This window comes from Noviherbaspirillum phoenicis (genome assembly GCF_047237965.1).
Taxonomy (GTDB): Bacteria; Pseudomonadota; Gammaproteobacteria; order Burkholderiales; family Burkholderiaceae_D; genus Noviherbaspirillum_A.
In genome coordinates this window covers 1516087-1540042 of the sequence record NZ_JBDFLX010000001.1, presented here as the reverse complement: position 1 = coordinate 1540042, position 23956 = coordinate 1516087, and the positions used below count along the sequence as shown (strand labels likewise).

At 64.8% G+C, this 23956-nt stretch carries 21 protein-coding genes and 1 tRNA gene; 16 read left to right on the top strand and 6 right to left on the bottom strand.

Features of this window, described 5'->3' with window-relative positions; genetic code table 11:
* The first annotated feature begins 1 nt into the window (after position 1).
* The 15 genes from ABC383_RS06945 (at position 2) to ABC383_RS06875 (ending at position 14837) form a co-directional block, all read left to right on the top strand.
* The gene (locus ABC383_RS06945; RefSeq protein ID WP_413012627.1) at positions 2-925 is read left to right on the top strand and encodes a RodZ domain-containing protein; all 924 of its coding nucleotides are present in this window, start codon (positions 2-4) and stop codon (positions 923-925) included.
* 91 nt (positions 926-1016) lie between these two features.
* Positions 1017-2324 carry a flavodoxin-dependent (E)-4-hydroxy-3-methylbut-2-enyl-diphosphate synthase gene (gene ispG, locus ABC383_RS06940; RefSeq protein WP_413012626.1) on the top strand — a complete coding sequence of 436 codons (1308 nt, stop codon included), beginning with the start codon at positions 1017-1019 and terminating at the stop codon, positions 2322-2324.
* A 5-nt stretch (positions 2325-2329) separates the two neighbouring features.
* Positions 2330-3697, top strand: coding sequence for a histidine--tRNA ligase (gene hisS / locus ABC383_RS06935; RefSeq protein ID WP_413012625.1), 1368 nt, complete (start codon positions 2330-2332; stop codon positions 3695-3697).
* Positions 3698-3718: 21 nt separating this feature from the next.
* Positions 3719-4363, top strand: a complete 645-nt coding sequence (locus ABC383_RS06930; RefSeq protein ID WP_413012624.1) for a YfgM family protein — start codon at positions 3719-3721, stop codon at positions 4361-4363.
* A gap of 41 nt (positions 4364-4404) precedes the next feature.
* Complete coding sequence (gene bamB / locus ABC383_RS06925) at positions 4405-5565, top strand: outer membrane protein assembly factor BamB (protein ID WP_413012623.1); 1161 nt, start codon at positions 4405-4407, stop codon at positions 5563-5565.
* A gap of 7 nt (positions 5566-5572) precedes the next feature.
* Entirely contained in the window at positions 5573-6913 is a 1341-nt protein-coding gene (der, locus tag ABC383_RS06920; RefSeq protein WP_413012622.1) for a ribosome biogenesis GTPase Der, read from the top strand.
* 125 nt (positions 6914-7038) lie between these two features.
* Complete coding sequence (gene hfq, locus ABC383_RS06915) at positions 7039-7275, top strand: RNA chaperone Hfq (protein ID WP_136418236.1); 237 nt, start codon at positions 7039-7041, stop codon at positions 7273-7275.
* Between the two features lie 38 nt (positions 7276-7313).
* Positions 7314-8462, top strand: a complete 1149-nt coding sequence (hflX, locus tag ABC383_RS06910) for a GTPase HflX (protein ID WP_413012621.1) — start codon at positions 7314-7316, stop codon at positions 8460-8462.
* 23 nt (positions 8463-8485) lie between these two features.
* Entirely contained in the window at positions 8486-9781 is a 1296-nt protein-coding gene (gene hflK / locus ABC383_RS06905) for an FtsH protease activity modulator HflK (protein ID WP_413012620.1), read from the top strand.
* A complete protein-coding gene (gene hflC, locus ABC383_RS06900; protein WP_413012619.1) occupies positions 9781-10665 on the top strand; it encodes a protease modulator HflC in 885 nt (294 codons plus the stop codon). Before hflK ends, hflC begins: the two co-directional genes overlap by 1 nt.
* A 204-nt stretch (positions 10666-10869) precedes the next feature.
* Complete coding sequence (locus ABC383_RS06895) at positions 10870-12021, top strand: ATP phosphoribosyltransferase regulatory subunit (protein WP_413012618.1); 1152 nt, start codon at positions 10870-10872, stop codon at positions 12019-12021.
* Between the two features lie 2 nt (positions 12022-12023).
* Positions 12024-13337: an adenylosuccinate synthase gene (locus ABC383_RS06890; protein WP_413012617.1), complete on the top strand. Its 1314-nt coding sequence runs from the start codon at positions 12024-12026 to the stop codon at positions 13335-13337.
* Positions 13338-13360: 23 nt separating this feature from the next.
* Positions 13361-13897, top strand: a complete 537-nt coding sequence (locus tag ABC383_RS06885; RefSeq protein WP_194714810.1) for a phosphoribosyltransferase — start codon at positions 13361-13363, stop codon at positions 13895-13897.
* Between the two features lie 198 nt (positions 13898-14095).
* Positions 14096-14180, top strand: a tRNA-Leu gene (locus ABC383_RS06880).
* 231 nt (positions 14181-14411) lie between these two features.
* On the top strand, positions 14412-14837 hold the full coding sequence (locus ABC383_RS06875; protein ID WP_413012616.1) for a hypothetical protein: 426 nt from the start codon (positions 14412-14414) through the stop codon (positions 14835-14837).
* Positions 14838-14859: 22 nt separating this feature from the next.
* On the opposite strand, the gene ABC383_RS06870 is transcribed toward ABC383_RS06875, so the two are convergent.
* The 4 genes from ABC383_RS06870 to ABC383_RS06855 all read right to left on the bottom strand — a co-directional run bounded on the left by ABC383_RS06870 (position 14860) and on the right by ABC383_RS06855 (position 19570).
* The gene (locus ABC383_RS06870; protein ID WP_413012615.1) at positions 14860-15375 is read right to left on the bottom strand and encodes a hypothetical protein; all 516 of its coding nucleotides are present in this window, start codon (positions 15373-15375) and stop codon (positions 14860-14862) included.
* Positions 15368-16420, bottom strand: a complete 1053-nt coding sequence (locus ABC383_RS06865; protein WP_413012614.1) for an alpha/beta fold hydrolase — start codon at positions 16418-16420, stop codon at positions 15368-15370. Before ABC383_RS06865 ends, ABC383_RS06870 begins: the two co-directional genes overlap by 8 nt.
* A gap of 72 nt (positions 16421-16492) precedes the next feature.
* The gene (gene treZ / locus ABC383_RS06860; RefSeq protein ID WP_413012613.1) at positions 16493-18358 is read right to left on the bottom strand and encodes a malto-oligosyltrehalose trehalohydrolase; all 1866 of its coding nucleotides are present in this window, start codon (positions 18356-18358) and stop codon (positions 16493-16495) included.
* Between the two features lie 45 nt (positions 18359-18403).
* Positions 18404-19570, bottom strand: coding sequence for an MFS transporter (locus ABC383_RS06855; protein WP_413012612.1), 1167 nt, complete (start codon positions 19568-19570; stop codon positions 18404-18406).
* A gap of 253 nt (positions 19571-19823) precedes the next feature.
* Between ABC383_RS06855 and ABC383_RS06850 the strand changes: the two genes are divergently transcribed.
* The gene (locus ABC383_RS06850) at positions 19824-20708 is read left to right on the top strand and encodes a D-alanyl-D-alanine carboxypeptidase family protein (protein WP_413012611.1); all 885 of its coding nucleotides are present in this window, start codon (positions 19824-19826) and stop codon (positions 20706-20708) included.
* A gap of 66 nt (positions 20709-20774) precedes the next feature.
* Here the strand turns inward: ABC383_RS06850 and ABC383_RS06845 are convergent, their stop codons facing one another.
* Together ABC383_RS06845 and ABC383_RS06840 are read right to left on the bottom strand one after the other, a co-directional pair.
* Complete coding sequence (locus tag ABC383_RS06845; protein WP_413012610.1) at positions 20775-21611, bottom strand: acyl-CoA thioesterase; 837 nt, start codon at positions 21609-21611, stop codon at positions 20775-20777.
* Positions 21612-21722: 111 nt separating this feature from the next.
* Positions 21723-23831, bottom strand: a complete 2109-nt coding sequence (locus ABC383_RS06840) for a putative bifunctional diguanylate cyclase/phosphodiesterase (protein WP_413012609.1) — start codon at positions 23829-23831, stop codon at positions 21723-21725.
* Positions 23832-23956 lie beyond the last annotated feature (125 nt).

Below are 23956 nucleotides of genomic sequence, written 5' to 3'. Positions count from 1 at the left end.
CATGACTGAACCGACTGAACACGCCAGCCAGCAGACGCCGGCGGAACACGGACAGCCAACGCCAGGCATGCAACTGGCCATGCGGCGTCAGCAATTCAACTGGACCGTCGACCAGGTGGCCCGGCAGCTCAACCTGGCGCCGCGCCAGATACTCGCGATGGAAACCGACGATTACGGCGCGCTGCCGGGTATGGCGGTGGCACGCGGATTCATTCGCGCCTATGCCAAGCTGCTCCAGCTCGACGCGACGCCCATGCTGGCGCAGATTGCCCAGATCCCCGGCGTGGCGGAACAGGCGATTCCCCTGCGCCGGGCGATCCCGACCGCCACCTTCACGCCGCACCGCGCCGCTTCACACCGTCGGCAGCGTGGCCCAGGCAAATTGTTGATGGTGGGCGGCGTGGTCGTGCTGGCCTTTGCCGCGGCTGCCCTGATCAGTCAGCGCGACCGTTTGGCTGAACTGATGCCGCCGTCGGTGGCCGAGCGCCTGAACAAGGAGGCAGCGCCGACGGTTGCCGCCGACAAGCCGGGCCGCGTGGTGGAAACGGACGTGACGCCGCCGCTGTCGCATGCCGATTCGGCCCCGGCACAGCAGGCTGCGCCGACGCCGGTCCCGGCAGCCCCGCCGCCCGAGCCGGCAACGCCGGCGCCGGCCGCGCAAGCGCCCCTGGCCGTTGCAACGCCAGCCAGCAGCGCGCTGGTGCTCAATTTCAGGCAGGATTCCTGGGTTGAAGTAAAGCGGGCGGACAACAGCACCGTGGTGGCGCGCGTGATGCGTGCCGGCACGACCGAATCCTTCGAGCTGGCTGGTCCGCTGTCCCTGACCGTGGGCAATGCCCGGGGCGTCGAGGCCAGCGTGCGCGGCGAGCCGCTGAACCTGGCTGGCACGACACGCAACAACGTTGCCCGCCTCACCGTGAAATAACACCGAGCGCGGCAGGCAGGCGGGCAGCAGAGCATCCCTGATTGCTTCCCCGCCAAGCCAAGGCCACGTCATACAAGGAAGGAAATTCGCCATGAATCAAGCAAGCCAGGCCGCGGCATCGGGCCCGTCCCCGCGCCACGCCACGCGGCGCGCGGTGGTGCGCCATGGCAGCCGGGAAATCATCATCGGCGGCAATGCGCCGGTGGTGGTGCAGTCGATGACCAATACCGACACGGCCGATGCCATTGGCACCGCGATCCAGGTCAAGGAACTGGCGCGTGCCGGCTCCGAGATGGTGCGCATCACCGTCAACAATCCCGAGGCCGCCGCCGCCGTGCCGGCGATACGCGAGCAGCTGGACCGCATGGGCATCGACGTGCCGCTGGTCGGCGACTTCCATTACAACGGCCACACCCTGCTCAATGACTTCCCGGAATGCGCCCAGGCGCTGTCGAAATACCGGATCAATCCGGGCAACGTCGGGCAGGGCGCCAAGCGCGACAGCCAGTTCGCCCAGATGATCGAGGTGGCCTGCCGCTATGACAAGCCGGTGCGCATCGGCGTGAACTGGGGCAGCCTGGACCAGTCGCTGCTGGCGCGCATCATGGACGAGAATGCGCGGCGCGCCCAGCCATGGTCGGCGCAGGCGGTGATGTACGAGGCGCTGGTGACGTCGGCAATCGAAAACGCCCGTCGCGCCGAGGAACTGGGCCTGGCTGGCGACCGCATCATCCTGTCGTGCAAGGTGTCTGGCGTGCAGGACCTGATCGCGGTGTATCGCGAACTGGCCAGTCGCTGCGACTACCCGCTGCACCTGGGCCTGACCGAAGCCGGCATGGGCAGCAAGGGCATCGTGGCTTCCACCGCGGCGCTGTCGGTGCTGTTGCAGCAGGGCATAGGCGATACCATCCGCATTTCGCTCACCCCCGAACCGGGCGGCGACCGTACCAAGGAAGTGATCGTCGGACAGGAAATCCTGCAGACCATGGGCCTGCGCAAGTTCACGCCCATGGTCATCGCCTGTCCTGGCTGCGGCCGCACCACGTCCACCGTGTTCCAGGAACTGGCGGACGATATCCAGACCTTCCTGCGCGAGCAGATGCCGGCCTGGAAGACGCAGTACCCCGGCGTCGAGGAAATGAATGTGGCCGTGATGGGCTGCATCGTCAACGGACCGGGCGAGTCCAAGCATGCCAACATCGGCATTAGCCTGCCGGGCACCGGCGAGTCGCCGGCGGCGCCGGTCTTTGTCGATGGCAAGAAAACCGTCACGCTGCGCGGCGAGCGCATCGCCGAGGAATTCCAGGCCATCGTGCTGGATTACGTGCGCAGCCACTATGGAAATGGCAGTACATCGCAGGCCGCCGACGCGGCCAGCCAAGTTGAAAACGAGTCGTAGAGATCATGTCAGAAAATAAAAAAACCGAAAAAATCGTCGGCGTCAAAGGGATGAACGACATCCTGCCGGCCGATGCGCCGCTGTGGGAACTGTTCGAGAACACGGTGCAGACCGTGCTCAAGAGCTATGGCTTCCAGCAGATCCGCACGCCCATCGTCGAGCCGACGCCGCTGTTTGCCCGCGGCCTTGGCGCAGTCACCGACATCGTCGAGAAGGAAATGTATTCCTTCACCGATTCGATGAATGGCGACCAGCTGACGCTGCGGCCGGAAAGCACCGCCGGCGTGGTGCGCGCGGCGCTGGAGCACAACCTGACCTACGACGGCCCGAAACGGCTCTGGTATGCCGGCCCGATGTTCCGCCACGAGCGTCCGCAGCGCGGCCGCTATCGCCAGTTTCACCAGGTCGGCGCTGAAGCGATCGGCTTTGCCGGGCCGGACATCGATGCCGAACTGATCATGCTGTGCCAGCGTCTCTGGGACGATCTTGGCCTCGACAGCATCCGCCTGGAACTCAACTCGATCGGCGACGCCGAGGAGCGCAGCCGGCACCGTGCCGACCTGATCGCCTACTTCGAGGCGCATCGCGACCAGCTTGACGCCGATGCCCAGCGCCGCCTGCACAGCAATCCGCTGCGCATCCTTGACACCAAGAATCCGGCGATGCAGGAACTGGTGAATGCCGCGCCGAAGCTGCTGGACTATCTGGGCGAGGAATCGAAGGCGCATTTCGAAGGCGTACAGACCATTCTGCGCCACAGCAATATCCCATTCACCATCAATCCGCGGCTGGTGCGGGGCATGGATTACTACAACCGCACGGTGTTCGAGTGGGTGACCGACCAACTCGGTTCGCAGGGCACGGTCTGCGGCGGCGGTCGCTATGATCCGCTGGTCGAAATGTTTGGCGGCAAGCCGACGCCGGCCTGCGGCTTCGCCATTGGCGTGGAACGCCTGCTTGAACTGATGAAGGAGGCGGGCGAGCAGTTCACGCCCAACCAGTGCGACGTCTACCTGGTGCACCAGGGCAGCGAAGCGCAGCTGCAGGCGTTCGTGCTGGGCGAGCGGCTGCGCGATGCCGGGCTGGATGTGGTGCTGCACTGCGCCGCCGCCACCGGCGCGGGCAGCTTCAAGTCGCAGATGAAACGGGCCGACGCCAGCGGCGCGGCCTTTGCCGTCATCATCGGCGAGGACGAAGTCGCCAGCCATACCGCCAGCGTCAAGACATTGCGCGGCGCGGAAGGCGAGAGCAGCCAGCAGCGCAGCGTCGAATTTGACAAGGTGGCCGATTACCTGGTGACTGAAATCATCAGCGCCGGCCACGACCACGAGCATGATCATGACCACGACGGTCATGTCCACTACAAACATTAAGCAACATTAAGCGGGCTTGCCATGGCATACGATCTTGAAGAACAGGAACAGATTGAGACTCTCAAAAGCTGGTGGAAGCAATACGGCAACCTGGTCACCTGGCTGCTGATTGCGGCACTGGGCGCCTATGCAGCCTGGTCCGGCTGGAACTACTACCAGCGCAGCCAGGCAGCGCAGGCCGGCCAGCTCTACGATGAAATCAACCGTGCCGTCGCGGCCAAGGACACTGCCCGCGTGCTGCGCGGCGCCGCCGACATGCGCGAAAAGTTCAGCCGCACCGCGTATGCCGAGATGGCCGCGCTGACCGCCGCTAAGGCCGCATTCGACGCCAACGACCTCAACGGCGCCAAGGCGCAGCTGCAGTGGGTGGTCGACAGCGGACGCGACGAGGAATACCGTGCGCTGGCGCGCATCCGCCTGGCCGGCGTGCTGCTGGATGAAAAAGCCTACGACGAAGGCCTGAAGGTGTTGTCCGCCGACGTGCCCGTCGCTTTTGCCGGCGCGCTGGCCGATCGCCGGGGCGACCTGCTGATGGCGCAGAACAAGGTTGCCGAGGCGCGGGCCGCTTATCAGGAAGCCCTGCAGAAGTCTGATGCGAAGAGCCCGGGCCGGCAGCTGATCCAGCTGAAACTGGACGCGATCGGTGGCGCCAAGGCTGCGGCCTGATCCCGGCCACGCCAGGAAAACCAGAAAAAGAAGGGAAAACAATGCACATTGCAACAAAGGCCGTTTCCATCTCGATCGCACTTGCCGTGCTGGGCGGCTGCTCGACCTTGCAATCCCTCAACCCGTTTGCCAGCAAGCCGACGCCGCGCAATCCGCCCGCCGCGCTGGTGGATTTCAAGCCGTCCATGACGGTCAAGACCGCGTGGAGCGTCAATGTCGGCAGCGCCGGCAATGCACTGTTCAATCCGGCGCTGGGCGGCGACAGCATCTATGTTGCTGCCGCCGACGGCACGCTGGCGCGGCTGGACGCCGATACCGGCCGCCAGGTCTGGCGCATCAAGGCCGGCATGCCGCTGACCGCCGGCGTCGGCGCCAGTGCCGACACCATCGCGGTCGGCGCGGCCGGCGGCGTGGTGCTGGCATTCAGCGCCGATGGCAAGCAGCGCTGGAAAGCCCAGGCCTCCAGCGAAATTCTGGGCGCGCCCGCAGTCGCCCAGGGCCTGGTGATCGTGCGCAGCATCGACAACCGCATCGTCGCTTTCGATGCCGACAGCGGCACCCGCAAATGGCAGCTGCAGCGCAATGCGCCAGCCCTGGCCCTGCGCAGCGCCCCCGGCATTGCGGTTGACAGCCAGTCCGCTTATGTCGGACTCCCGGGCGGACGCCTGGTGTCGCTGTCGCTGTCGAATGGCGGCCCGCGCTGGGAAGTGGCGGTCGGCGACCCGCGCGGCGCCACCGAACTGGAGCGTATCGCCGACGTGTCGGGCATACCGCTGCTGCTGGGCCGCGAGGTATGCGCGGTGGCCTATCAGGGCCGGCTCGGTTGCGTGGATGCGACCAGTGGCGCCACTCGCTGGGCCAAGGAGTTTTCCAGTGAAGTCGGCCTCGGCGCCGACGAGCGGTATGTCTATGGCGCCGATGACCGTGGCAACGTCAGTGCGCTGACCCGCGACGCCGGCGTCAGCGTCTGGCGCAACACCAGCCTCGCCAATCGCCGCCTGGCAACCCCGGTCGCGCTGGGCCGCACGGTCGCCGTCGGCGATTACCAGGGCTACATGCATTTCCTGTCGCCCGAGGACGGTGCGCTGATGGCGCGCGTTGCCAGCGACGGCAGCCGCGTGATCGGCACCCCGGTCGTGGCGGGCAGCAGTCTCATTTTTCAAACACAAGCAGGAACTGTGGCCGCATTAAGGGCCGAGTAAGAAAGTCATGAAGCCGGTTATCGCATTAGTAGGTCGACCCAATGTCGGCAAATCCACGCTCTTCAATCGCCTGACGCGTTCGCGTGATGCCCTGGTTGCCGACCTGCCGGGCCTGACCCGGGACCGGCACTACGGCGAAGGCCGCATCGGCGAACGTCCCTTTCTTGTCATCGACACCGGCGGCTTCGAGCCGGTGGCCAAGGAAGGCATCATGCATGAAATGGCCAAGCAGACCAAGCAGGCGGTCGCCGAGGCCGACATCGTGGTGTTCATCGTCGACGGCCGCCAGGGACTGACGCCGCACGACAAGACCATTACCGACTTCCTGCGCCGTTCCGGACGGCAGGTGATGCTGGTGGTGAACAAGTCCGAGGGCATGAAATACACTTCGGTCACCGCTGAATTCTACGAACTCGGCCTGGGCGATCCCTATGTGATTTCCGCCGCGCACGGCGACGGCGTAATGGACCTGGTGGACGAGGCGCTGGACCTGGCCTTTGCGCAGCAGACGACGCCGCAGGAACTGCTGGACGAGCAGGACCGCGGCATCCGCATCGCCATCGTCGGCCGCCCCAATGTCGGCAAGTCAACGCTGGTCAATACCCTGCTTGGCGAGGAGCGGGTCATCGCCTTCGACATGCCGGGCACCACCCGCGACTCGATCGAAATCCCGTTCGAACGCGATGGCCGCCGCTATTCGCTGATCGACACCGCCGGCATCAGGAAACGCGGCAAGGTGTTCGAGGCGATCGAGAAATTCTCGGTGGTCAAAACGCTGCAATCCATTTCCGAAGCCAACGTCGTGATCCTGCTGCTGGATGCGCAACAGGACATTTCCGAGCAGGACGCACACATCGCCGGCTTCATCCTCGAAAGCGGCAGGGCGCTGGTGGTGGGCGTGAACAAGTGGGATGGCCTGACCAGCGATCGCCGCGACGAGATCAAGATGGATCTCGACCGCAAGCTGTCCTTCCTGTCCTTCGCGAAGTTTCACTTTGTTTCGGCGCTGAAGTCGACCGGTATCGCGCAGATGATGAAGTCGGTGGACGCCGCCTATGCCGCCGCCACCGCCAACCTGCCCACGCCCAAGCTGACCCGGGCCTTGCTGGAAGCGGTCGAGCACCAGCAGCCGCGCCGCAAGGGCTCGATCCGGCCCAAGCTGCGTTATGCCCACCAGGGCGGCCAGAATCCGCCCGTCATCGTCATCCACGGCAATGCGCTCGACGCGATTGACGCAAACTACAAGCGCTACCTGGAGAAGCACTTCCGCGAAACTTTTTCACTGGTCGGCACTCCACTGCGTATAGAACTGCGTTCCGGTAAAAATCCGTTTGCGAAATCCGATTAAAAACGCTATTGATTTGGCAATACTCAGGGAAATCGATTACATTCGGGATTCATCGCGGCAACGCGCTACTTGAATATGGTCGAGTTGCCTCCAACTCCTCATCACAACAACACAATGGAGCTTTCATGAGCAACAAAGGGCAACTGTTACAAGACCCCTTCCTCAACGCCTTGCGCAAAGAGCACGTCCCCGTTTCGATCTACCTGGTCAACGGGATCAAACTTCAGGGACACATCGAATCATTCGACCAGTACGTCGTTCTGCTTCGCAACACCGTAACCCAGATGGTCTACAAACACGCCATTTCCACCGTCGTGCCGGCACGTGCCGTCAACCTCAACCTGGAGTCCGACGCTGAATAACGCCTTGCATACTGCCAGTCCTGCGGATGGCTGCTGACATGCGTGCCGCACTTGTTGGCGTTGATTTTGGCAAAGGGGAGTTTGCCGCCAGCCTGGAAGAACTCGGCCTGTTATCCAGTTCCGCGGGCGCCGAGCCGGTGCTCACCATCGTAGGCAAGCGCGCCAGTCCCGATCCCGCGCTGTATGTGGGTTCGGGCAAGGCGCAGGAAATCGCCCAGGCCGTCCAGGACGGCAACCTCGATCTCGTTATCTTCAACCATGCGCTGTCGCCTGCCCAGCAGCGTAACCTCGAGCGGGTGCTGAAGGTGCGCGTGGTGGATCGTACCAGCCTCATCCTCGATATCTTTGCGCAGCGCGCCCAGAGCCACGAGGGCAAGGTGCAGGTCGAACTGGCCCAGTTGCAGCATCTGGCCACCCGCCTGATCCGCGGCTGGACCCACCTGGAGCGGCAAAAAGGCGGTATCGGCTTGCGTGGTCCGGGCGAAACCCAGCTCGAGACCGACCGCCGGCTGATCGGCGAGCGGGTCAAGGCGCTGCGCGCCAAGCTGAAGAAGCTGCAGCGTCAGCATGAAACCCAGCGCCGGGCGCGCGGCCGCAGCAATACGCTGTCGGTGTCGCTGGTGGGTTATACCAATGCCGGCAAGTCGACGCTGTTCAATGCGATGACCAAGGCCCAGGTGTATGCGGCCGACCAGCTGTTCGCCACGCTGGACACCACCTCGCGCCGGATCTATCTGGGCGAGGCGGGCAGCGTCGTGATCTCGGACACGGTCGGCTTCATCCGTGAACTGCCGCACCAGCTGGTGGCGGCTTTCCGAGCCACCCTGGAGGAAACCATACGCGCCGACCTGCTGCTGCACGTGGTGGATGCTTCCAGCCCGACGCGGCTGGAGCAGGTGGAAGAGGTGAACGCGGTGTTGCGCGAGATTGGCGCCGACCGGATTCCCCAGATTCTGGTCTGGAACAAGATCGACGCGGCTGGCCTGGAGCCGGCGGTCGAACGTGATGAATATGATAAAATCCGCCGGGTTTTCATCAGCGCCCAGACCGGCGCCGGCATCGACTTGTTGCGGGAGGCGATAGGGGAATTCGCAGTCGGCGAGCATGCCATGCAAGCCGGGGCGCAGCAGTCGTCCGATGAGGAAGACGTGCGATTCAGCGCGCCCGATCAGCACACAAATTTATAACTTTTAAGCCGGATTGCGACAGCATGCCTGTACCCTTATTGAAGAAGATCGGCCTTAAATTTTCGCTGAATGATCCGCGCTGGGGGCGTGGCTCGGATAACAACGAGCCGCCCCAGAACCAGGACAACAAGCGTCCCAGCGACGGTCCGCCAGACCTCGATCAACTCTGGCGCGACTTCAACCAGCGCATCAACCGCCTGTTTGGCAGGCGCGGCGGTGGCGGCAGCGGCGGCGGTGGCGGCGATGGCTTCCGGCCCGACATGCGCGGCGCCGGCATCGGCGCGGGCATCGTTGGCGCCATCATTCTCTTCCTCTGGCTGATCAGCGGTTTCTTCATCGTTCAGGAGGGCCAGACCGGCGTCGTGATGACCTTCGGGCGCTACAGCCACATGACTCCCGCCGGTTTCAACTGGCGCTGGCCGTCGCCGATCCAGAGCCACGAAATCGTCAACGTATCGACGGTGCGCACGGTGGAAGTGGGTTACCGTTCCAGCGTGCGCAACAAGGTGGCGCGCGAGTCGCTGATGCTGACCGACGACGAGAACATCATCGACATCCAGTTTGCGGTGCAATACAAGCTCAAGAACGCTTCCGAATGGGTATTCAACCTGCGCGACCAGGAAGAGACGGTCAAGCAGGTGGCTGAAACCGCCATCCGCGAAATCGTCGGCAAGAGCAAAATGGATTTCGTGCTGTATGAAGGCCGGGAAAAGGTGGCCTTCGAGGTCAGCCAGCTGATGCAGCAGATCCTTGACCGTTACAAGGCCGGCGTGCAGATCACCAATGTCACCATGCAGGGCGTGCAGCCGCCGGAGCAGGTGCAGGCGGCCTTCGACGACGCGGTCAAGGCAGGGCAGGACCGCGAGCGCCTGAAGAACGAAGGCCAGGCCTATGCCAACGACGTGGTGCCGAAGGCACGCGGCGCGGCGTCGCGGCTGGCGCAGGAATCCGAGGGATATCGTGCCCGCATCATCGCCAACGCTGAGGGCGAGGCGGCGCGCTTCAAGCAGGTGCTGGTCGAATACCAGAAGGCGCCGGCCGTCACGCGCGACAGGATGTATCTCGACGTCATGCAACAGATTTTTTCCAACACGACAAAGCTCATGGTTGACTCCCGTTCCAGCAATAACCTGATGTATTTGCCTCTGGACAAGCTGATCAGCCAGGCGGCTGCCGACGGCGCCGCACGTTCCCCTGCGCCGGCCCCAAGCGCGGCGCCTGCGCCGACCGTGGAACCGGCGCCCACAATCGAACTGCCACGCGCCAATGACGCGCGCAGCCGTGAAAGCCGCATGAGCCGTGACAGGGAGACTCGCTGATGAGCCGCGCCTTTACCATGCTGGTGCTGGGCCTGGTTGCCCTGTTCCTTCTGTTCTCCACGCTGTTCGTCGTTGACCAGCGCCAGTACGCCATCGTTTTTGCGCTGGGCGAGGTCAAGAAGGTCATCAATGAGCCGGGGCTGCACTTCAAGCTGCCGCCGCCATTCCAGAATGTGGTGTTCCTGGACAAGCGCATCCTGACCCTGGATACGCCGGAAGCAGACCGCTTCATTACCGCTGAAAAGAAGAACATCCTGGTCGATGCCTTCGTGAAATACCGCATCACCGACCCGCGCCTGTATTTCGTCAGCTTTGGCGGCGACGAGCGCAGGGCGCAGGACCGGATGGCGCAGATCATCAAGGCGGCGTTGAACGAGGAAATCACCAAGCGCACGGTGCGTGAAGTGATTTCCGGCGAGCGCGGCAAGGTGATGGACGCAATCCGCAACAAGGTGTCGGAAGAGGCGAAGCAGATCGGCGGCGAGATCCTGGACGTGCGCCTGAAGCGGGTCGATTACGTCGAGCAGATCAATAACTCGGTGTATGAACGCATGAAGTCCGAGCGTGCACGGGTGGCCAACGAGCTGCGTTCCACGGGCGCTGCCGAATCGGAAAAGATTCGAGCCGATGCCGACCGTCAACGCACGGTGATTCTTGCCGAAGCCTATCGCGATGCCGAGTCGATCCGTGGTGACGGCGATGCCAAGGCGTCGCAGATCTATGCCGAGGCGTTCGGCCAGAATCCGGAATTCTTCAAGTTCTACCGTAGCCTGGAAGCCTACCGCAGCAGCTTCCGCAGCCGCAGCGACCTGCTGGTGCTGGACCCGAATACCGAGTTTTTCCGATATTTCCGCGGCGCCGATGGCGGTTCCGTCAAAAAGTAATACTGGCGCGAATCGTTAGTCTCGGTAACAATACTGCCTTTGGCCGAGCCGGCACCCGCCGGCCCGGCATTCGACCTTGCTGAAATGCAGGGCCCGCTTTAACGAAATCCCGGTTCACCATGCCGACGCCGAGTTATCGGTCCGTCGGCATTGTCATGCAGGTCGAACCCGTTTTTCCTCTTTTTACGTATCTCTTCTTCGTTCATGCCTAACTGGCTTCTTCCTGAAAACATTGCCGACGTGCTGCCTTCCGAGGCACGCAAGATCGAGGAACTGCGTCGCGCCATCCTCGACAACTTCCGGCTGTACGGTTACGAGCTGGTAATGCCGCCGATGCTGGAGTACCTGGATTCGCTGCTGCCTGTCGGCGGCCACGACATGAATCTGCGCATGTTCAAGCTGGTCGATCAGCTGTCCGGCCGCACGCTGGGCCTGCGCGCCGACATGACGACCCAGGTTGCCCGCATCGACGCCCATTTGCTCAACCGTCGCTCCGTCACCCGCCTGTGCTATGCCGGCAGCGTGCTGCATACGCGCCCGTCCGGGCTGCATGCCACCCGCGAACCGCTGCAAATCGGCGCCGAGATCTATGGCCACGCCGGGCTTGAAGCCGACGCCGAGATCCAGGAGCTGGCGCTGGCCTCCTTGGCGCTTGCCGGTTTCGACGAGGTGCGGCTGGACCTGACGCATGCCGGGCTGCTGCGCAGCCTGATCGAGCATGACGAGAATGCCCGCGAGGACGAGGCTGCGCTGCTGATGCTGCTGCGCGCCAAGGACGTGCCCGGCCTGTCCGTGCTGGTGGAAGATTACGAGCCTGTCACCCGCGACGCGCTGCTGGCCTTGCCCGGTCTGTATGGCGACCGTTCGGTGCTGGCGCTGGCGCGCCGGAAGCTGCCGGCATTGCCCGGCGTTCTGCGCGCGCTGGAGGAACTGGAAGCACTGATCGACCTGGCGGGAAATGCGGCCGTCACGATCGACCTGGCCGACTTGTCAGGCTATCAGTATGAAAGCGGCGCCATGTTCGCGCTCTATGTGCCGGGACTGCCGAACGCGGTGGCGCGCGGCGGCCGTTACGACCATGTCGGCGAGGCCTTCGGCCGCGCCCGGCCGGCGACCGGCTTTTCAATGGATTTGCGTGAACTGGCGCGTCTGCTGCCAAGCGCGCAACCCAGGGCGGCGATCCATGCGCCGTGGAGCCGGGACCCGGCGCTGCGCAGCAAGATCGCCGCACTGCGCTCGGATGGTGAAATCGTCATCCAGCACATGCCAGGCCACGAGGCCGATCAGCAGGAGTTCGATTACGATCGCGCGATCGTGCTCGAGGATGGAAACTGGAATCTCAAAACGTTAGGTTAGTGATGTCACAAAATAGCATGGCAAAAAACGTGGTTGTCATCGGCACCCAGTGGGGCGATGAAGGTAAGGGCAAGATCGTCGACTGGCTCACCGATCATGCCCAGGGCGTGGTGCGTTTCCAGGGCGGCCATAACGCCGGCCATACGCTGGTCATCGGCGGCAAGAAGACTGCGCTGCAGCTGATCCCGTCGGGCATCATGCGCGACGGCGTGGCCTGCTACATCGGCAACGGCGTGGTACTGTCCGTGCCCGACCTGCTGCGCGAGATCGACAAGCTCGAGGCGGCCGGCGTGGAAGTGGCGTCGCGCCTGAAGGTATCGGAAGCCTGCCCGGTGATCCTGCCTTACCACACCGCGCTCGATGCGGCACGCGAGGCGGCACGCGGCGCGGCCAAGATCGGCACCACCGGCAAGGGCATCGGCCCGGCCTATGAAGACAAGGTGGCGCGTCGCGCGATCCGCGTGGCCGACCTGTTGAACGCCGAGCGCTTCGCCGAGAAGCTGCGCGAGAACCTCGACTACCACAACCATGTGCTGGTCAATTACCTCAAGGCCCAGCCTGTCGATTACCAGGAGACGCTGGATCGCGCACTGGCCGACGTGCCGCGCCTGGCGCCCATGGTGACCGACGTCTCGAGCGCGCTGCATGCCTCCTACCAGGGTGGCGCCAGCCTGCTGTTCGAAGGCGCACAGGGCAGCCTGCTGGACGTGGATCACGGCACCTATCCCTTCGTTACCTCCAGCAACTGCGTGGCCGGCAATGCCGCCGCCGGCTCGGGCGTCGGCCCGAACATGCTGCATTACATCCTGGGCATTACCAAGGCCTACACCACCCGCGTCGGTTCCGGTCCTTTCCCGTCCGAGTTGCCGACCGACCAGGGCGTGGGCAAGCATCTGGCCAGCGTTGGCCATGAATTCGGCACGGTCACCGGCCGCGCCCGCCGCTGCGGCTGGTTCGATGCCGCGCTGCTCAAGCGTTCGGTGCAGATCAATGGCGTGTCGGGCATGTGCCTGACCAAGCTGGACGTACTGGATGGCCTGGAGTCGCTGAAGCTGTGCACCGGTTATCGCATCGACGGCAAGACGGTCGACATCTTCCCGTCGGGCGCCGAGGATGCCGCCCGCTGCGAGCCGGTCTATGAAGAGATGCCGGGCTGGAGCGAGTCCACCGTTGGCGCCAAGTCCATGGACGCGCTGCCGGCCAATGCCCGCGCCTACATCATGCGCATCCAGGAGCTGGTCGGCGTGCCGATCGACATGGTGTCCACCGGTCCTGACCGGGAAGAGACCATCGTGCTGCGCCACCCGTTTCAATAAGTCTGCAAAGAAGGAAGAGAATAATGCCGGTTTCTACGGACAAGGACCTGTGGGTTTCCTGGGATGATTATCACCGCGCCATCGAGGCGCTGGCGCTGATGGTGCATGAGTCGGGCTGGCGCTTCGACCACGTGCTGTGCCTGGCGCGCGGCGGCATGCGTCCCGGCGATATCTTTTCGCGCATCTTCGACGTGCCGCTGGCGATCCTGTCGACCAGCTCTTACCGCGAGGAAGAGGGCACGGTGCGCGGCAATCTGGACATCGCCAAGCACATCACGATGACCCGCGGCGCGCTGTCGGGCCGTGTGCTGCTGGTGGATGACCTGGTCGATTCCGGCGTCACGCTGGAGCAGGTGCAGTCGCATCTGAAGAGCAACTTCCCGGCGGTGACGGAAGTGAAGTCGGCGGTGATCTGGTGCAAGGCCTGCTCCTCGGTGCGCCCGGACTTTTACCTCCAGTACCTGGACACCAACCCTTGGATTCACCAGCCGTTCGAAGAGTATGACGGCCTGCGCCCGCATCAGCTGTCGGCCTGGATGAAGAAGGGCGAGAGCAAGTAAGCGCTGCGCCTGGAGCCTTCGAAACGCCGGATCAAGTCCGGCGTTTTTTATTGAGCGCGCGCAGCGCAACGGATTCTGGCCGGGCCAGTACAACTGGAAAAATTATGTTGCCAAGGCATTGACCGGGTTCCGTATGTTCTATATAGTTCTGGCTCTCCGCAAGCGCTGAAGCAGAAACAGGCAGCAGCGCGAAGCGAAGCCCACGTGGCGGAATTGGTAGACGCGCATGGTTCAGGTCCATGTGCCGCGAGGTGTGGGGGTTCGAGTCCCTCCGTGGGCACCACAATTTGAAAGGCCGGTTGACATCGTCAACCGGCCTTTTTCTTTTGGCGGATCACATGCATGCACCGCGGGCCTGCATTGCCAAGCGCGCCGGTCCCGCCTGCGGCCAGCCGTTGCGGAAGGTCTGAGCAATCATCCTGATTTACATCGGGCCGCGAGGAATTTACACTCGCGCCTGCATGGCTGTCGAAAGACGCGCGGTCGACGTCATGAACACCGATGAGGAGCAGGCATGAAATACAGGATCGTTGTTGCCATCCGCCCTGAGGATGCCGGGCTGATGCGCGAAGTGATGGGCGACGAATTCGACCTGGTCATGTGCACTTCGTTGCAGGAAGCGCAGGCGGCGCTGACGCCGGATGTCGACATGATCGCCTGTGGCGTGCATTTCGACGACGGCCGCATGTTCGACCTTCTCAAGTACGTCAAGGCGGACAAGGCGCTGCGCGTTATTCCGTTCTGGGGAGTGCTGAGAGACGAGGGCATGCTGTCGAGCGCGATCACCCGGGGCATCCGCACCGCGATGAAAACACTGGGTGCAAACGGACTGTTCAATCTGTCGCAGATGAGGACGGACGACCAGCCCGACATCCTTTACCGGCAACTGCGGGCCGCGCTGCTGCAGTCGCTTGCCGGAAGCGAGCCCCGGCAACCGTAGGCCGCTCCCGGCCGGAGGCGCTCTAACCGCGGCGCGGGTAGGTCACCTTGCGGCGCGCGTTGGCGGCGTCGAACAGGTCATAGGCCACCAGGCCCAGCGCCAGCATGCCGTAGATGGCGGTCATGGACTGGCCGGAGAGCCGCTTCTCGTAACCCGGCGTGAACCGCTTGGGCACCAGGTAATAGTCGGTCAGGTAGGCGCCGGCGCTGACGGCGGCCGCGCCCAGCAGGGGCTTGACCAGGCTGTCTTTCGCGCCCAGCACGCGGCGGCGGCGGCCGAACAGCTTTTCATAGAACATCGCCCAGAACACGGACGACGCATGATTGAGCAGGAAGCCGGTCAGCGTGTATTTCAGCGATGCGGCGTCCTGCGCCGCGGCCTTGTCGCCCCAGACGATATGGCTGGTGGCATTGATCGGCGCCGCATAGGAATTGTCCTCGCGCTTGCCGGCGGCGGCCGCGGTTGCGGCGGTGGTGATGCCGGCCACGGTGCCGGAAGCCAGTGCGCGCAGCGCCACCTGAAGAATCGGATCAGCCATGTGAAATGCCCTTGTGGGTGCCGTACAGGTCGTGGGCAGTCGTGTTGGCCGCGCCGGACAGGCGGGGCTGGCTGGGCGCGGGTTCCTTCAGCGTTTCGCGGATGGCCATCACGACTTCATCGGGCGCTTCATGATGCACCATGTGGCCGGCGCCCTTGATCAGATGCAGCTTGCTGGTGCGGATCGCCTTGTGCAGCCGTTGCGTCTGGGCCTTGGTCGACACCAGGCGGTCGGCGCTGCCTGCAACCAGCGTCACCGGCACCTTCAGGCGATCGAACTGCGGCGCCAGTTCGCTGGCGGCGCCCTGCATCATCGCGGTTTCGCTGGCGCTCGCATACAGCTGTCCGGGACGCAAGGCCATCCATACCGGATATTGCGAGGCAAACGGCTCCGGCGTGGAGGGCGGGCCGAAGATGCGGCGCTTGATCAGCGGCCACATCAGGCGGCCCATCATCGGCGAGATCGAGTAGCGCAGGAATGTGCCCAGATAGGGCACCGCCGGCAGCGACAGGAGAGGCACATCCAGCCGCAGCGAGGGATAGTAATAGCCCGACACCAGCACCAGGCCGCGGATCGCATTCGGATGCATGATGCCCATCCACAAGGCCACAAGGGTGCCCCAGGAATGGCCCACGATCACCGGGTCTTCGACATGCAGCCGCAGCAGCGCCCGGCGCAGCAGCGCGGCCTGGGAGCGCGGGTCGAAGTTACGGAAGTCGGGACGGTCGCTGTGGCCATAGCCCGGCCGGTCGAACACGATCACGCGGTTGGTCTGGGCGAGCCGGTCGACGATGCCGCTCAGCTCGAAATCCCGGATCATGCTGCCATTGCCGTGCACCAGCACGACGGCCGGGCCGGTGCCGCGGTCGATGTAATGCAGCCGCACGCGGTCGATATCGATGAATTCGCCCTGCGGCGGATTGTTGCGTTCAGCCTGGCGGGTGCGCAGCTTGGCGTAGAGGGCGGAAGCCGCCAGCACCGCGCCGGTGGCGAGGAGGGCGCCGCCGACCTGCCTGACGGTGTCGTTGTGTTTTAAGTTCGGCATCGAGCAGTCTGGTTGAAGTAAGTCCGTGATTGGCCTTGTGACCCTTGTGTCTTAGGCAAGTTCCTGTTGAAGTCAGGCTACATCGATTTGCCCGGCGCCGGCTTGCGCAGACGCAGAGGGTATCAGCAGGGCAATCAGGCCATCGCCGGGCAGCACCCGGTTCCGCGCGCCCTCCAGCGCGCCCGGGGTTTCGAACAGCAGCATGCCTTCGATCTCGCCAGGCAATGCATCCATCTCGTACGGGATGGGGCTGTCGCACAGGTTCACCGCAACCTGCAGCAGCGTGCCGTCGCCCAGCTTCCAGCGCGCTTCCACCGCATGGCTTCCGAGCACCCGGGCGCGGTCGGCGCTGCAGCCGGCCAGGCGCGGGATGATGTGGGCATGCCGCGCGGCCAGCAGCGAGCGCGTCCACTTCAGCCAGCGCCGGCGGTTGGCGCTGAGGTCGGTGTCGGTAATGGTGGAAGGGATCGATGCTTCGAAGGTGCCGGCGTCGTTCGGGTCGGGAATCGCGGCCCTGGTTTCCGGGTCCTCGAAGGCTTCGAATGCGGCGAACTCGCTGCGCCGGCCTTCCCGAACCGACTCGGCCAGCTGCTCGTCGCTGTAGTCGGTGAAATAGCGGAACGGCTCGGTGGCGCCCACCGGCTCGCCCATGAACAGCAGCGGTATCTGCGGCGACAGCAGCAGCAGGGCCATTGCGGCGCGCAGCGCGGCCGGGCGGGTCAGCGTGGTCAGGCGCTCGCCAAAGGCGCGGTTGCCGATCTGGTCGTGGTTCTGCAGAAATAGCACGAAGGCCGAGGGCGGCAGGTGGCCGCTGGGCTGGCCGCGCGCCACGCCCTTGCGGTGCGGCGACGGCTCGCCCTGGTAGATGAAGCCCTGTTCCAGGCAGCGGCACAGCTTGGCCGCGGTGTCTTCCGCATAGTCGGCGTAATAGCCTTCGGTCTCGCCGGTCAGCAGCACGTGCAGCGCATGATGGCCGTCGTCATTCCACTGCGCGTTGAATGCCGACGGCATCAGGTGGGCCGCATTGTCCTCGTGCTCCATCACGAGGTGGACGCAGCGGTTGGAGGCAACCCGGGCGCGGATGTCGCTGGCCAGCTCGGGCAGCCATTCCTGCTCGTTGATTGCATGCAGCGCATCCATGCGCAGGCCATCGATATGGAATTCATTGAGCCAGTACAGCGCGTTCTGGACGAAGAACTCCTTGACCTCCGCGCGCCTGAAATCGATCGCCGCGCCCCAGGGCGTGTCGACGTCGTGGCGGAAGAAGGAGCGGGCATAGGCATTGAGGTAGTTGCCGTCCGGCCCGAAATGGTTGTAGACCACGTCCAGGAATACCTGCACGCCGAGCGCATGCGCGGTGTCGACCAGCGCCTTCAACTGGTCGGGCGTGCCATAGCTGGCTTCGGGCGCGTATTGCAGCACGCCGTCGTAGCCCCAGTTCCGGCTGCCGGGAAAGGCGGCGATCGGCATCAACTCGACCGCCGTGATGCCCAGCCGCGCCAGCGCCGGCAGCATTTCCGTCACGCCGGCAAAGCCGCCGCAGGCGCCCACATGCAGTTCGTAAAGCACGGTCTGCTCCCAGCGCCGGCCGCGCCAGTCGCGGTCGCGCCACTGGTAGCTGCCGGGGTCCATCACGACGCTGGGGCCATGCGCATCGCTTTCCTGGGCGCGCGAGGCCGGGTCCGGCACCTGCAGCTCGCCGTCCAGGCAGAACATGTAGCGGGTGCCGGCGCCGCAGTCGACGATGGCCTCGAACCAGCCGTCGGCCAGCGAGCGCATCGCAACGCTGCGCTCGCCATGGTTCAGCACGATGTCGACCCGGCCGGCGTTGGGCGCCCAGAACCGGAAGCTGGTCAGGTCGGGCGCCAGCAATGTGGCGCCGTAGGTGGTGGCGGGGATGTCGGAGAGGGCCCTGTCGGGCAGGTCTTGGGTAAGCATGAAAATGACTCCGTTGCCTGTATCAGTGGAATTCGTGTTGTCTGGCTAGTCCAGCGCCGACGCCTTCAGCGACGCCAGCGAAATGATGACGCAGACCAGGGCCAGGAAGCCGATCGCGGCCTGCATGCCCTGGCTGTGGGCGATCATGCCGACCACGGGCGGACCCAGCAGGCTGCCGCTGTAGCTCAGCGTCGCAACGCCTGCCAGCGCGGTCGGGCCATGGCGGCCGCCGGCGCTGAATACAAAGGGGAAGACCGCGGCCAGGCCGGCGCCGGTCAGCGCAAAGCCGGCCAGCGTCAGCGGCAGGTTCAGCGCCGCCGTCGCCAGGCCCAGGCCGGCGGCCGCGCACAGCGCGCTGCAGGCAACCACACGGCGCGCGCCGAAGCGGTCTTTGAGGCGGTCGCAGAAGAGCCTGGCCAACAGCATCATGCCGGTGAATCCGGCGAAGGCGAGCGGCGCCATGCCGTCGGCGGCATGCAGGATGTCCTTCAGATAAACCCCGCTCCAGTCGCCCACCGACCCTTCGGCCATCGCGCCGAAAAAGCCGATCGTGCCCAGCACCGCCAGCGGGCCATGCGGCAGCGCATACAGCGGCGCATGGGATGACGCTCCGGCCTCGTCGCGCGGCAGCCAGCGGCTGTTGACCAGCTGCAGTGCCGCCAGCGGCAGGGCGATCAGGGTGAAATGCTGCAGCACCGGCAGGCCGGCGCTGGCCGCCGCGCTGCCGAGCAGGGCGCCGGCCAGCGCGCCGGCGCAGAACCAGGCATGCAGCATGGACATGATGGAGCGGCCGGCAGCCTTTTCACTGACGGCGCCGAGCGCATTGATGGAGACGTCGAAACAGCTGGTCGACGCGCCGAACAGGAACACCGAGGCGGCCAGCCAGGGCAGCGACGGCGACAGCGCGATACATAGCAGTGACAGCATCATCGTCAGGCCGGCAGTGCAGGAGGCCAGCCGCGCACCCAGCCAGCGCACCAGGCCGGCCGCCACCGGAAACGACAGCACCGCGCCGGCGCCGCCGCCGAGCAGCGCAAAGCTCAGTTCGGCCGCATCCAGCTGCAGTGCGTCCCGCACTGCCGGCACCCGGGCGGCCCAGCTCGCATACACCACGCCGAGCAGGATGAAATTGATGGGATTGGCAATGCGCTGGGTAACAGCCGGGGCCTTGGAATGCAGGAGCAGGGGAGAAGCGATGTCGTTGGACGGCATGAAGATAATCGTTGCAAAAAGAAAAATGCCGATAGCCCGATTCTAGGCAAGCAAACCGGCCATGTCAGCGCACAGCAGGCCAATGTTTGATCCGGTACGTACCGCCATGGCCCGAGCAGCCCGTTCGACTGCGCCGAATTCGATTGATGCCCAACACCTGGCTGAAAATTTTTATTGGTATCGAACTATTTATTTCATAATCGCACCCAATTTCTCTATATCATTCTTTCTTTTGGACAATTATGGTGCGGCAATGATCAAGACAGCATTGGTGACGGCCTTGTTGAGCTTCACGGTATCGGCCAGCGCGGTATCGCTGGGTTCGCGGCATGCGCTTCTGATCGACGAGGACAGCGGCGCTGTGCTGCTCGAAAAGAATGCGAACGACATCGTGCCGATCGCGTCTCTCACCAAGCTGATGACAGCGATGGTGGTGCTCGATGCCGGGCTGGACCTGCAGGAGCCGGTCACGATCAGCGAGCAGGATGTCGATACCCTGAAACACAGTTCCTCCCGGGTGCCGGTGGGCGCCACCTTCTCGCGCGGCACGCTGCTGGAACTGGCGCTGATGTCGTCGGACAACCGCGCCGCCTTCGCGCTGGCGCGCACCTATCCGGGCGGGCTGGACGGCTTCCGCCAGGCGGTGCGCAACAAGTCCATGGAACTCGGCCTGCGCCGCACCAATATCGAGGAGCCCACAGGGCTGTCGCCGCACAACACCTCCACCGCCACCGACCTGGCGAGAATGGTGACGGCGGCCGGACGGTACCCCGAGATCGAGCGCCTGACCACCTCGTCGGCCGACCTGATCGACGTCGAGGGCGCGGCCACCCATTACCGCAATACCAATCGCCTGGTCGGCAACAGCGCCTGGGATATCCGCCTGTCCAAGACCGGCTTCACCCGCGAGGCGGGCCGCTGCCTGGTGATGCGGGTCAAGGCGGCCGGCCGCTCCACCGTGATGGTGCTGCTCAATGCCCGCGAGTCGGTGATCCGCACCGCCGACGCGATGAACCTGCATCGCCTGGTGCGCGGCGAGCCCCTGATGGAAGCCGCGGCAACGCCGGCGCCCAAGCGCAAGGCCACGCGCCACGCCAAGCCGTCACGCCGTTCCAAAACGCTGGTCGCGCAGCTCTGATGCGCTGCTGCGGCGGCCGTGCAGGCAGGCGGCCGCCGACCCTTCCGCCGCGCAGACTCCCTGCCTTTATTCCTTGAAGTACACCACCTGGTGGCTGGCTGCCAGCATCACGCCGCCGGCGCTCCATATCTCCGCGTTCTGATCGAAGAATCCCTTGCCGTAGTGCTGGCCGCGGGCCACCGCCAGCAGCGGCGCGTCGCCCTGTGCCGCCAGTTGCGCCGCATCGACATGGAAATAGGTGGTCAGCGAGACCGTGCTGGCCGGGGTCCAGCTGGCGCGGCGCAGGAAGATGCGCGGGAAAAACGCGTCGCAGATCGATGCCAGCGCCGGGAAGTCGAGCGGCCGTGGCGGCTGGTCGCGGATCCAGAGCCGGGTTTCGGACGGATGGCCGCTGGCGTCGCTCTGGTCCGGGCCCATGCCGCCGGCGATGAAGCGCATCTCGTAACGGCCGGTCCAGGCGGCGCGCGGATGGGCCGGCGCCTGCGCCACGCTGGACGGCGGCGGCGCCAGCGGGAAGCTGGCATCGGTGGCGCCCCAGGTGTCGCGCCGGATCGCGGTGACGGCGGTGGCGAAGGCGGCCACCTGGCCCTGCTGGCTTAGTTCCACCATCCAGTGCTGGGTGGAGCGGTTGGTCCGCAATGGGCGGGCCTGCACCTCGAACTGGCCGTCGGCAATGGGCGCTGCGTAATGCACGGTCAGCGAGAGCGGGTCGCCCAGCTTGTCGGGGTGCAGCAGGATCGCGTTCTGCAGCGTGGCTGCGATGGTGCCGCCGAACGGACCGACCATGTTGCCATAGGCCGGGCTGGTGTGGCCGAGATAGCGGCCGGGGCCGCCTGCGTTATCGGGTGCAAGGGCGATGGCGGTGTCGAGTACGTGCGCTGCTGCTGGCTGGCTGGTCTCCATGGTTCTCCTTTTGATGACGGGATGCTGGTCTGGGCGTCATTCTAAGGGCGACTGGAAAAACGCGGGCGGTAGCCGAGCCGGCACGGTGCCCGCCCAGCCCGCCATGTTGCATCAGGCCGCCTTCGGCTCCGCCGCCTGCCCGGCGCGCAGCAGCGCCTCGAATTCCGCCGCGGGGAGGGGCTTGCTGCTCAGGTAGCCCTGGTACTGGTCGCAGCCCAGCTGGCGCAGGTAGGCCAGCTGCTCGTCGGTTTCCACGCCTTCCGCGATCACCCGCAGCCGCAGGCTATGGGCCAGCGCGATCACCGAGCGCACGATGGCGGCGTCGTCGGCATCCGAGCTGATGTCGCGCACGAAGGAGCGGTCGATCTTCAGGGTGTCGAGGCGGAACTGCTTCAGGTAGCTGAGGCTGGAATAGCCGGTGCCGAAGTCGTCCACGGAGATATGGATGCCCTGCGCATGCAGCCGCTCCAGGATCTGCGCCGCTTCGGCCGGGTTGTGCATCACCACGCTTTCCGTCACCTCCAGTTCCAGGCAGCTCGCCGCCATGCCGGTGTCGGCCAGCACGCTGGCGATGAAGTCGGGCAGATTGTTCTGGGCAAACTGGTAGGCCGACAGGTTCACCGCCACCCGCAGCGGCGCCAGGCCGGCCAGCTGCCATGCGCGGTTCTGGCGGCAGGCCTCGCGCAGCACCCAGGCGCCCAGCGGGATGATCAGGCCGATGTCCTCGGCCACCGGGATGAATTCATTCGGCGGCACCAGGCCGCGTTCCGGGCTGCGCCAGCGCACCAGCGCTTCCATTGCCTGCACCGCGCCGCTTTCGACATCGACCTTGGGCTGGTAATGCAGTTCGAACTCGCCCAGGTCGAGCGCGCGGCGCAGGTCTCGCTCCAGCGCCAGGCGGGCGCCGGCGGCGGCATTCATCTGCGGCGTGAAGAACTGGAAGTTGGCGCGGCCCATCTTCTTGGCGTGGTACATCGCGCTGTCGGCATTGCTCATCAGGTCGCGCAACTGGCTGCCGTCTTCCGGGTAGAGGCTGATGCCGATGCTGACCGACACGGTCTGCTCCTGGCCTTCCACCTCGATCGGCAGGGCCAGCCGGTCGAGCAGCTTCTGGGCGACGTTGGCGGCAACCTCGGGCGCGGCCACATCGGCCAGCAGCACCACGAACTCATCGCCGCCCAGGCGCGCCACGGTGTCCTGCGCCCGCAGCGCCTGGCCGAGGCGCTCGGCCACGCCCTGCAGCAGCTTGTCGCCGTAATGATGGCCCAGCGAGTCATTGATGGTCTTGAAGCGGTCGAGATCGAGGAACATCAGCGCGAAGCCCTTGCCCGAGCGTTCGCCGGAAGCGATGGCCTGGCAGATCCGGTCTTCCAGCAGGCTGCGGTTGGGCAGCCGGGTCAGGCTGTCATGCAGCGCCATGTGGTGCAGCTGCCGGTTGGCATGGCTCAGGGAATTCACCAGGCCGGCGGTGCGCGAAGCCAGCCGCGAATCCACCACCGACAGCAGCAGCGTGATGCTCAGCAGCGACAACGACGCCAGGCCGACCAGCGCGGCCAGCCAGTTGCCGTCGACGCCGCCGTCGACCATGCAGATGCTCGCCATATCGAAGCGCGCCGCTTCCATGCCGGTGTAATGCATCGCAATCACGGCCAGGCCCATGATCACCGCGGCGCCGGCCTTCTTCGCATGCGCCGCCAGGGTATGGCCGGCGCGCAGCGTGAAGGCCAGCCACAGCGCCGCGATCGAGGCCACCACGGCAATCGCAACCGATGCCAGGAAGCCGGCGGTGTCGTAGTGAATTGCCGGGTCCATCCGCATGGCATGCATGCCCATGTAGTGCATGCCGCAGATGCCCAGTCCCATCAGCAGCCCGCCGATCAGGAAATGCGGCGTGCGTACGGTAGGCCGGGTGACGATGCGCAGCGCGAAGGCGGATACGCCGATCGCCACCAGCAGCGACAGCAGGGTGGTTTTGATCTCATAGCTCACGCGGATCGGCAAGGAAAAGGCCAGCATGCCGATGAAGTGCATGGCCCAGATGCCGCTGCCCATTGCCACCGCGCCGCCGGCCAGCCAGAGCAGGCTGGTGCGCCCTTCGGTCTCGGTCACCCGGCCGGTCAGGTTGAGCGCGGTATAGGAAGCCATCATGGCAACCGCAACCGAAAGGAGCACGAGACCCGGATGGTAGCTGCCGGTCAGATAGGGCAAGGAGGAATCCATTCGCGATCGCAGATATGAATAATGATTTGAGGCAACATTGTAACATCGTTCAAAAATCGGCGATGTCCCTCCGCTTTAGTCTGTTTAGGGCGAATGACGCACACTTGTGTTATAGAATCGGCCGC

Excerpts from the sequence above, each read along its gene's own strand:
- hflK (WP_413012620.1), top strand. The coding sequence starts at position 8,486 with ATGCCTGTACCCTTATTGAAGAAGATCGGCCTTAAATTTTCGCTGAAT.
- ABC383_RS06930 (WP_413012624.1), top strand. The coding sequence starts at position 3,719 with ATGGCATACGATCTTGAAGAACAGGAACAGATTGAGACTCTCAAAAGC.
- hflX (WP_413012621.1), top strand. The coding sequence starts at position 7,314 with ATGCGTGCCGCACTTGTTGGCGTTGATTTTGGCAAAGGGGAGTTTGCC.
- ispG (WP_413012626.1), top strand. The coding sequence starts at position 1,017 with ATGAATCAAGCAAGCCAGGCCGCGGCATCGGGCCCGTCCCCGCGCCAC.
- bamB (WP_413012623.1), top strand. The coding sequence starts at position 4,405 with ATGCACATTGCAACAAAGGCCGTTTCCATCTCGATCGCACTTGCCGTG.
- hflC (WP_413012619.1), top strand. The coding sequence starts at position 9,781 with ATGAGCCGCGCCTTTACCATGCTGGTGCTGGGCCTGGTTGCCCTGTTC.
- ABC383_RS06875 (WP_413012616.1), top strand. The coding sequence starts at position 14,412 with ATGAAATACAGGATCGTTGTTGCCATCCGCCCTGAGGATGCCGGGCTG.
- ABC383_RS06850 (WP_413012611.1), top strand. The coding sequence starts at position 19,824 with ATGATCAAGACAGCATTGGTGACGGCCTTGTTGAGCTTCACGGTATCG.
- ABC383_RS06855 (WP_413012612.1), bottom strand. The coding sequence starts at position 19,570 with ATGCCGTCCAACGACATCGCTTCTCCCCTGCTCCTGCATTCCAAGGCC.
- ABC383_RS06845 (WP_413012610.1), bottom strand. The coding sequence starts at position 21,611 with ATGGAGACCAGCCAGCCAGCAGCAGCGCACGTACTCGACACCGCCATC.
- treZ (WP_413012613.1), bottom strand. The coding sequence starts at position 18,358 with ATGCTTACCCAAGACCTGCCCGACAGGGCCCTCTCCGACATCCCCGCC.
- ABC383_RS06895 (WP_413012618.1), top strand. The coding sequence starts at position 10,870 with ATGCCTAACTGGCTTCTTCCTGAAAACATTGCCGACGTGCTGCCTTCC.
- der (WP_413012622.1), top strand. The coding sequence starts at position 5,573 with ATGAAGCCGGTTATCGCATTAGTAGGTCGACCCAATGTCGGCAAATCC.
- ABC383_RS06840 (WP_413012609.1), bottom strand. The coding sequence starts at position 23,831 with ATGGATTCCTCCTTGCCCTATCTGACCGGCAGCTACCATCCGGGTCTC.
- ABC383_RS06945 (WP_413012627.1), top strand. The coding sequence starts at position 2 with ATGACTGAACCGACTGAACACGCCAGCCAGCAGACGCCGGCGGAACAC.
- ABC383_RS06885 (WP_194714810.1), top strand. The coding sequence starts at position 13,361 with ATGCCGGTTTCTACGGACAAGGACCTGTGGGTTTCCTGGGATGATTAT.
- hfq (WP_136418236.1), top strand. The coding sequence starts at position 7,039 with ATGAGCAACAAAGGGCAACTGTTACAAGACCCCTTCCTCAACGCCTTG.
- ABC383_RS06865 (WP_413012614.1), bottom strand. The coding sequence starts at position 16,420 with ATGCCGAACTTAAAACACAACGACACCGTCAGGCAGGTCGGCGGCGCC.
- ABC383_RS06890 (WP_413012617.1), top strand. The coding sequence starts at position 12,024 with ATGTCACAAAATAGCATGGCAAAAAACGTGGTTGTCATCGGCACCCAG.
- hisS (WP_413012625.1), top strand. The coding sequence starts at position 2,330 with ATGTCAGAAAATAAAAAAACCGAAAAAATCGTCGGCGTCAAAGGGATG.
- ABC383_RS06870 (WP_413012615.1), bottom strand. The coding sequence starts at position 15,375 with ATGGCTGATCCGATTCTTCAGGTGGCGCTGCGCGCACTGGCTTCCGGC.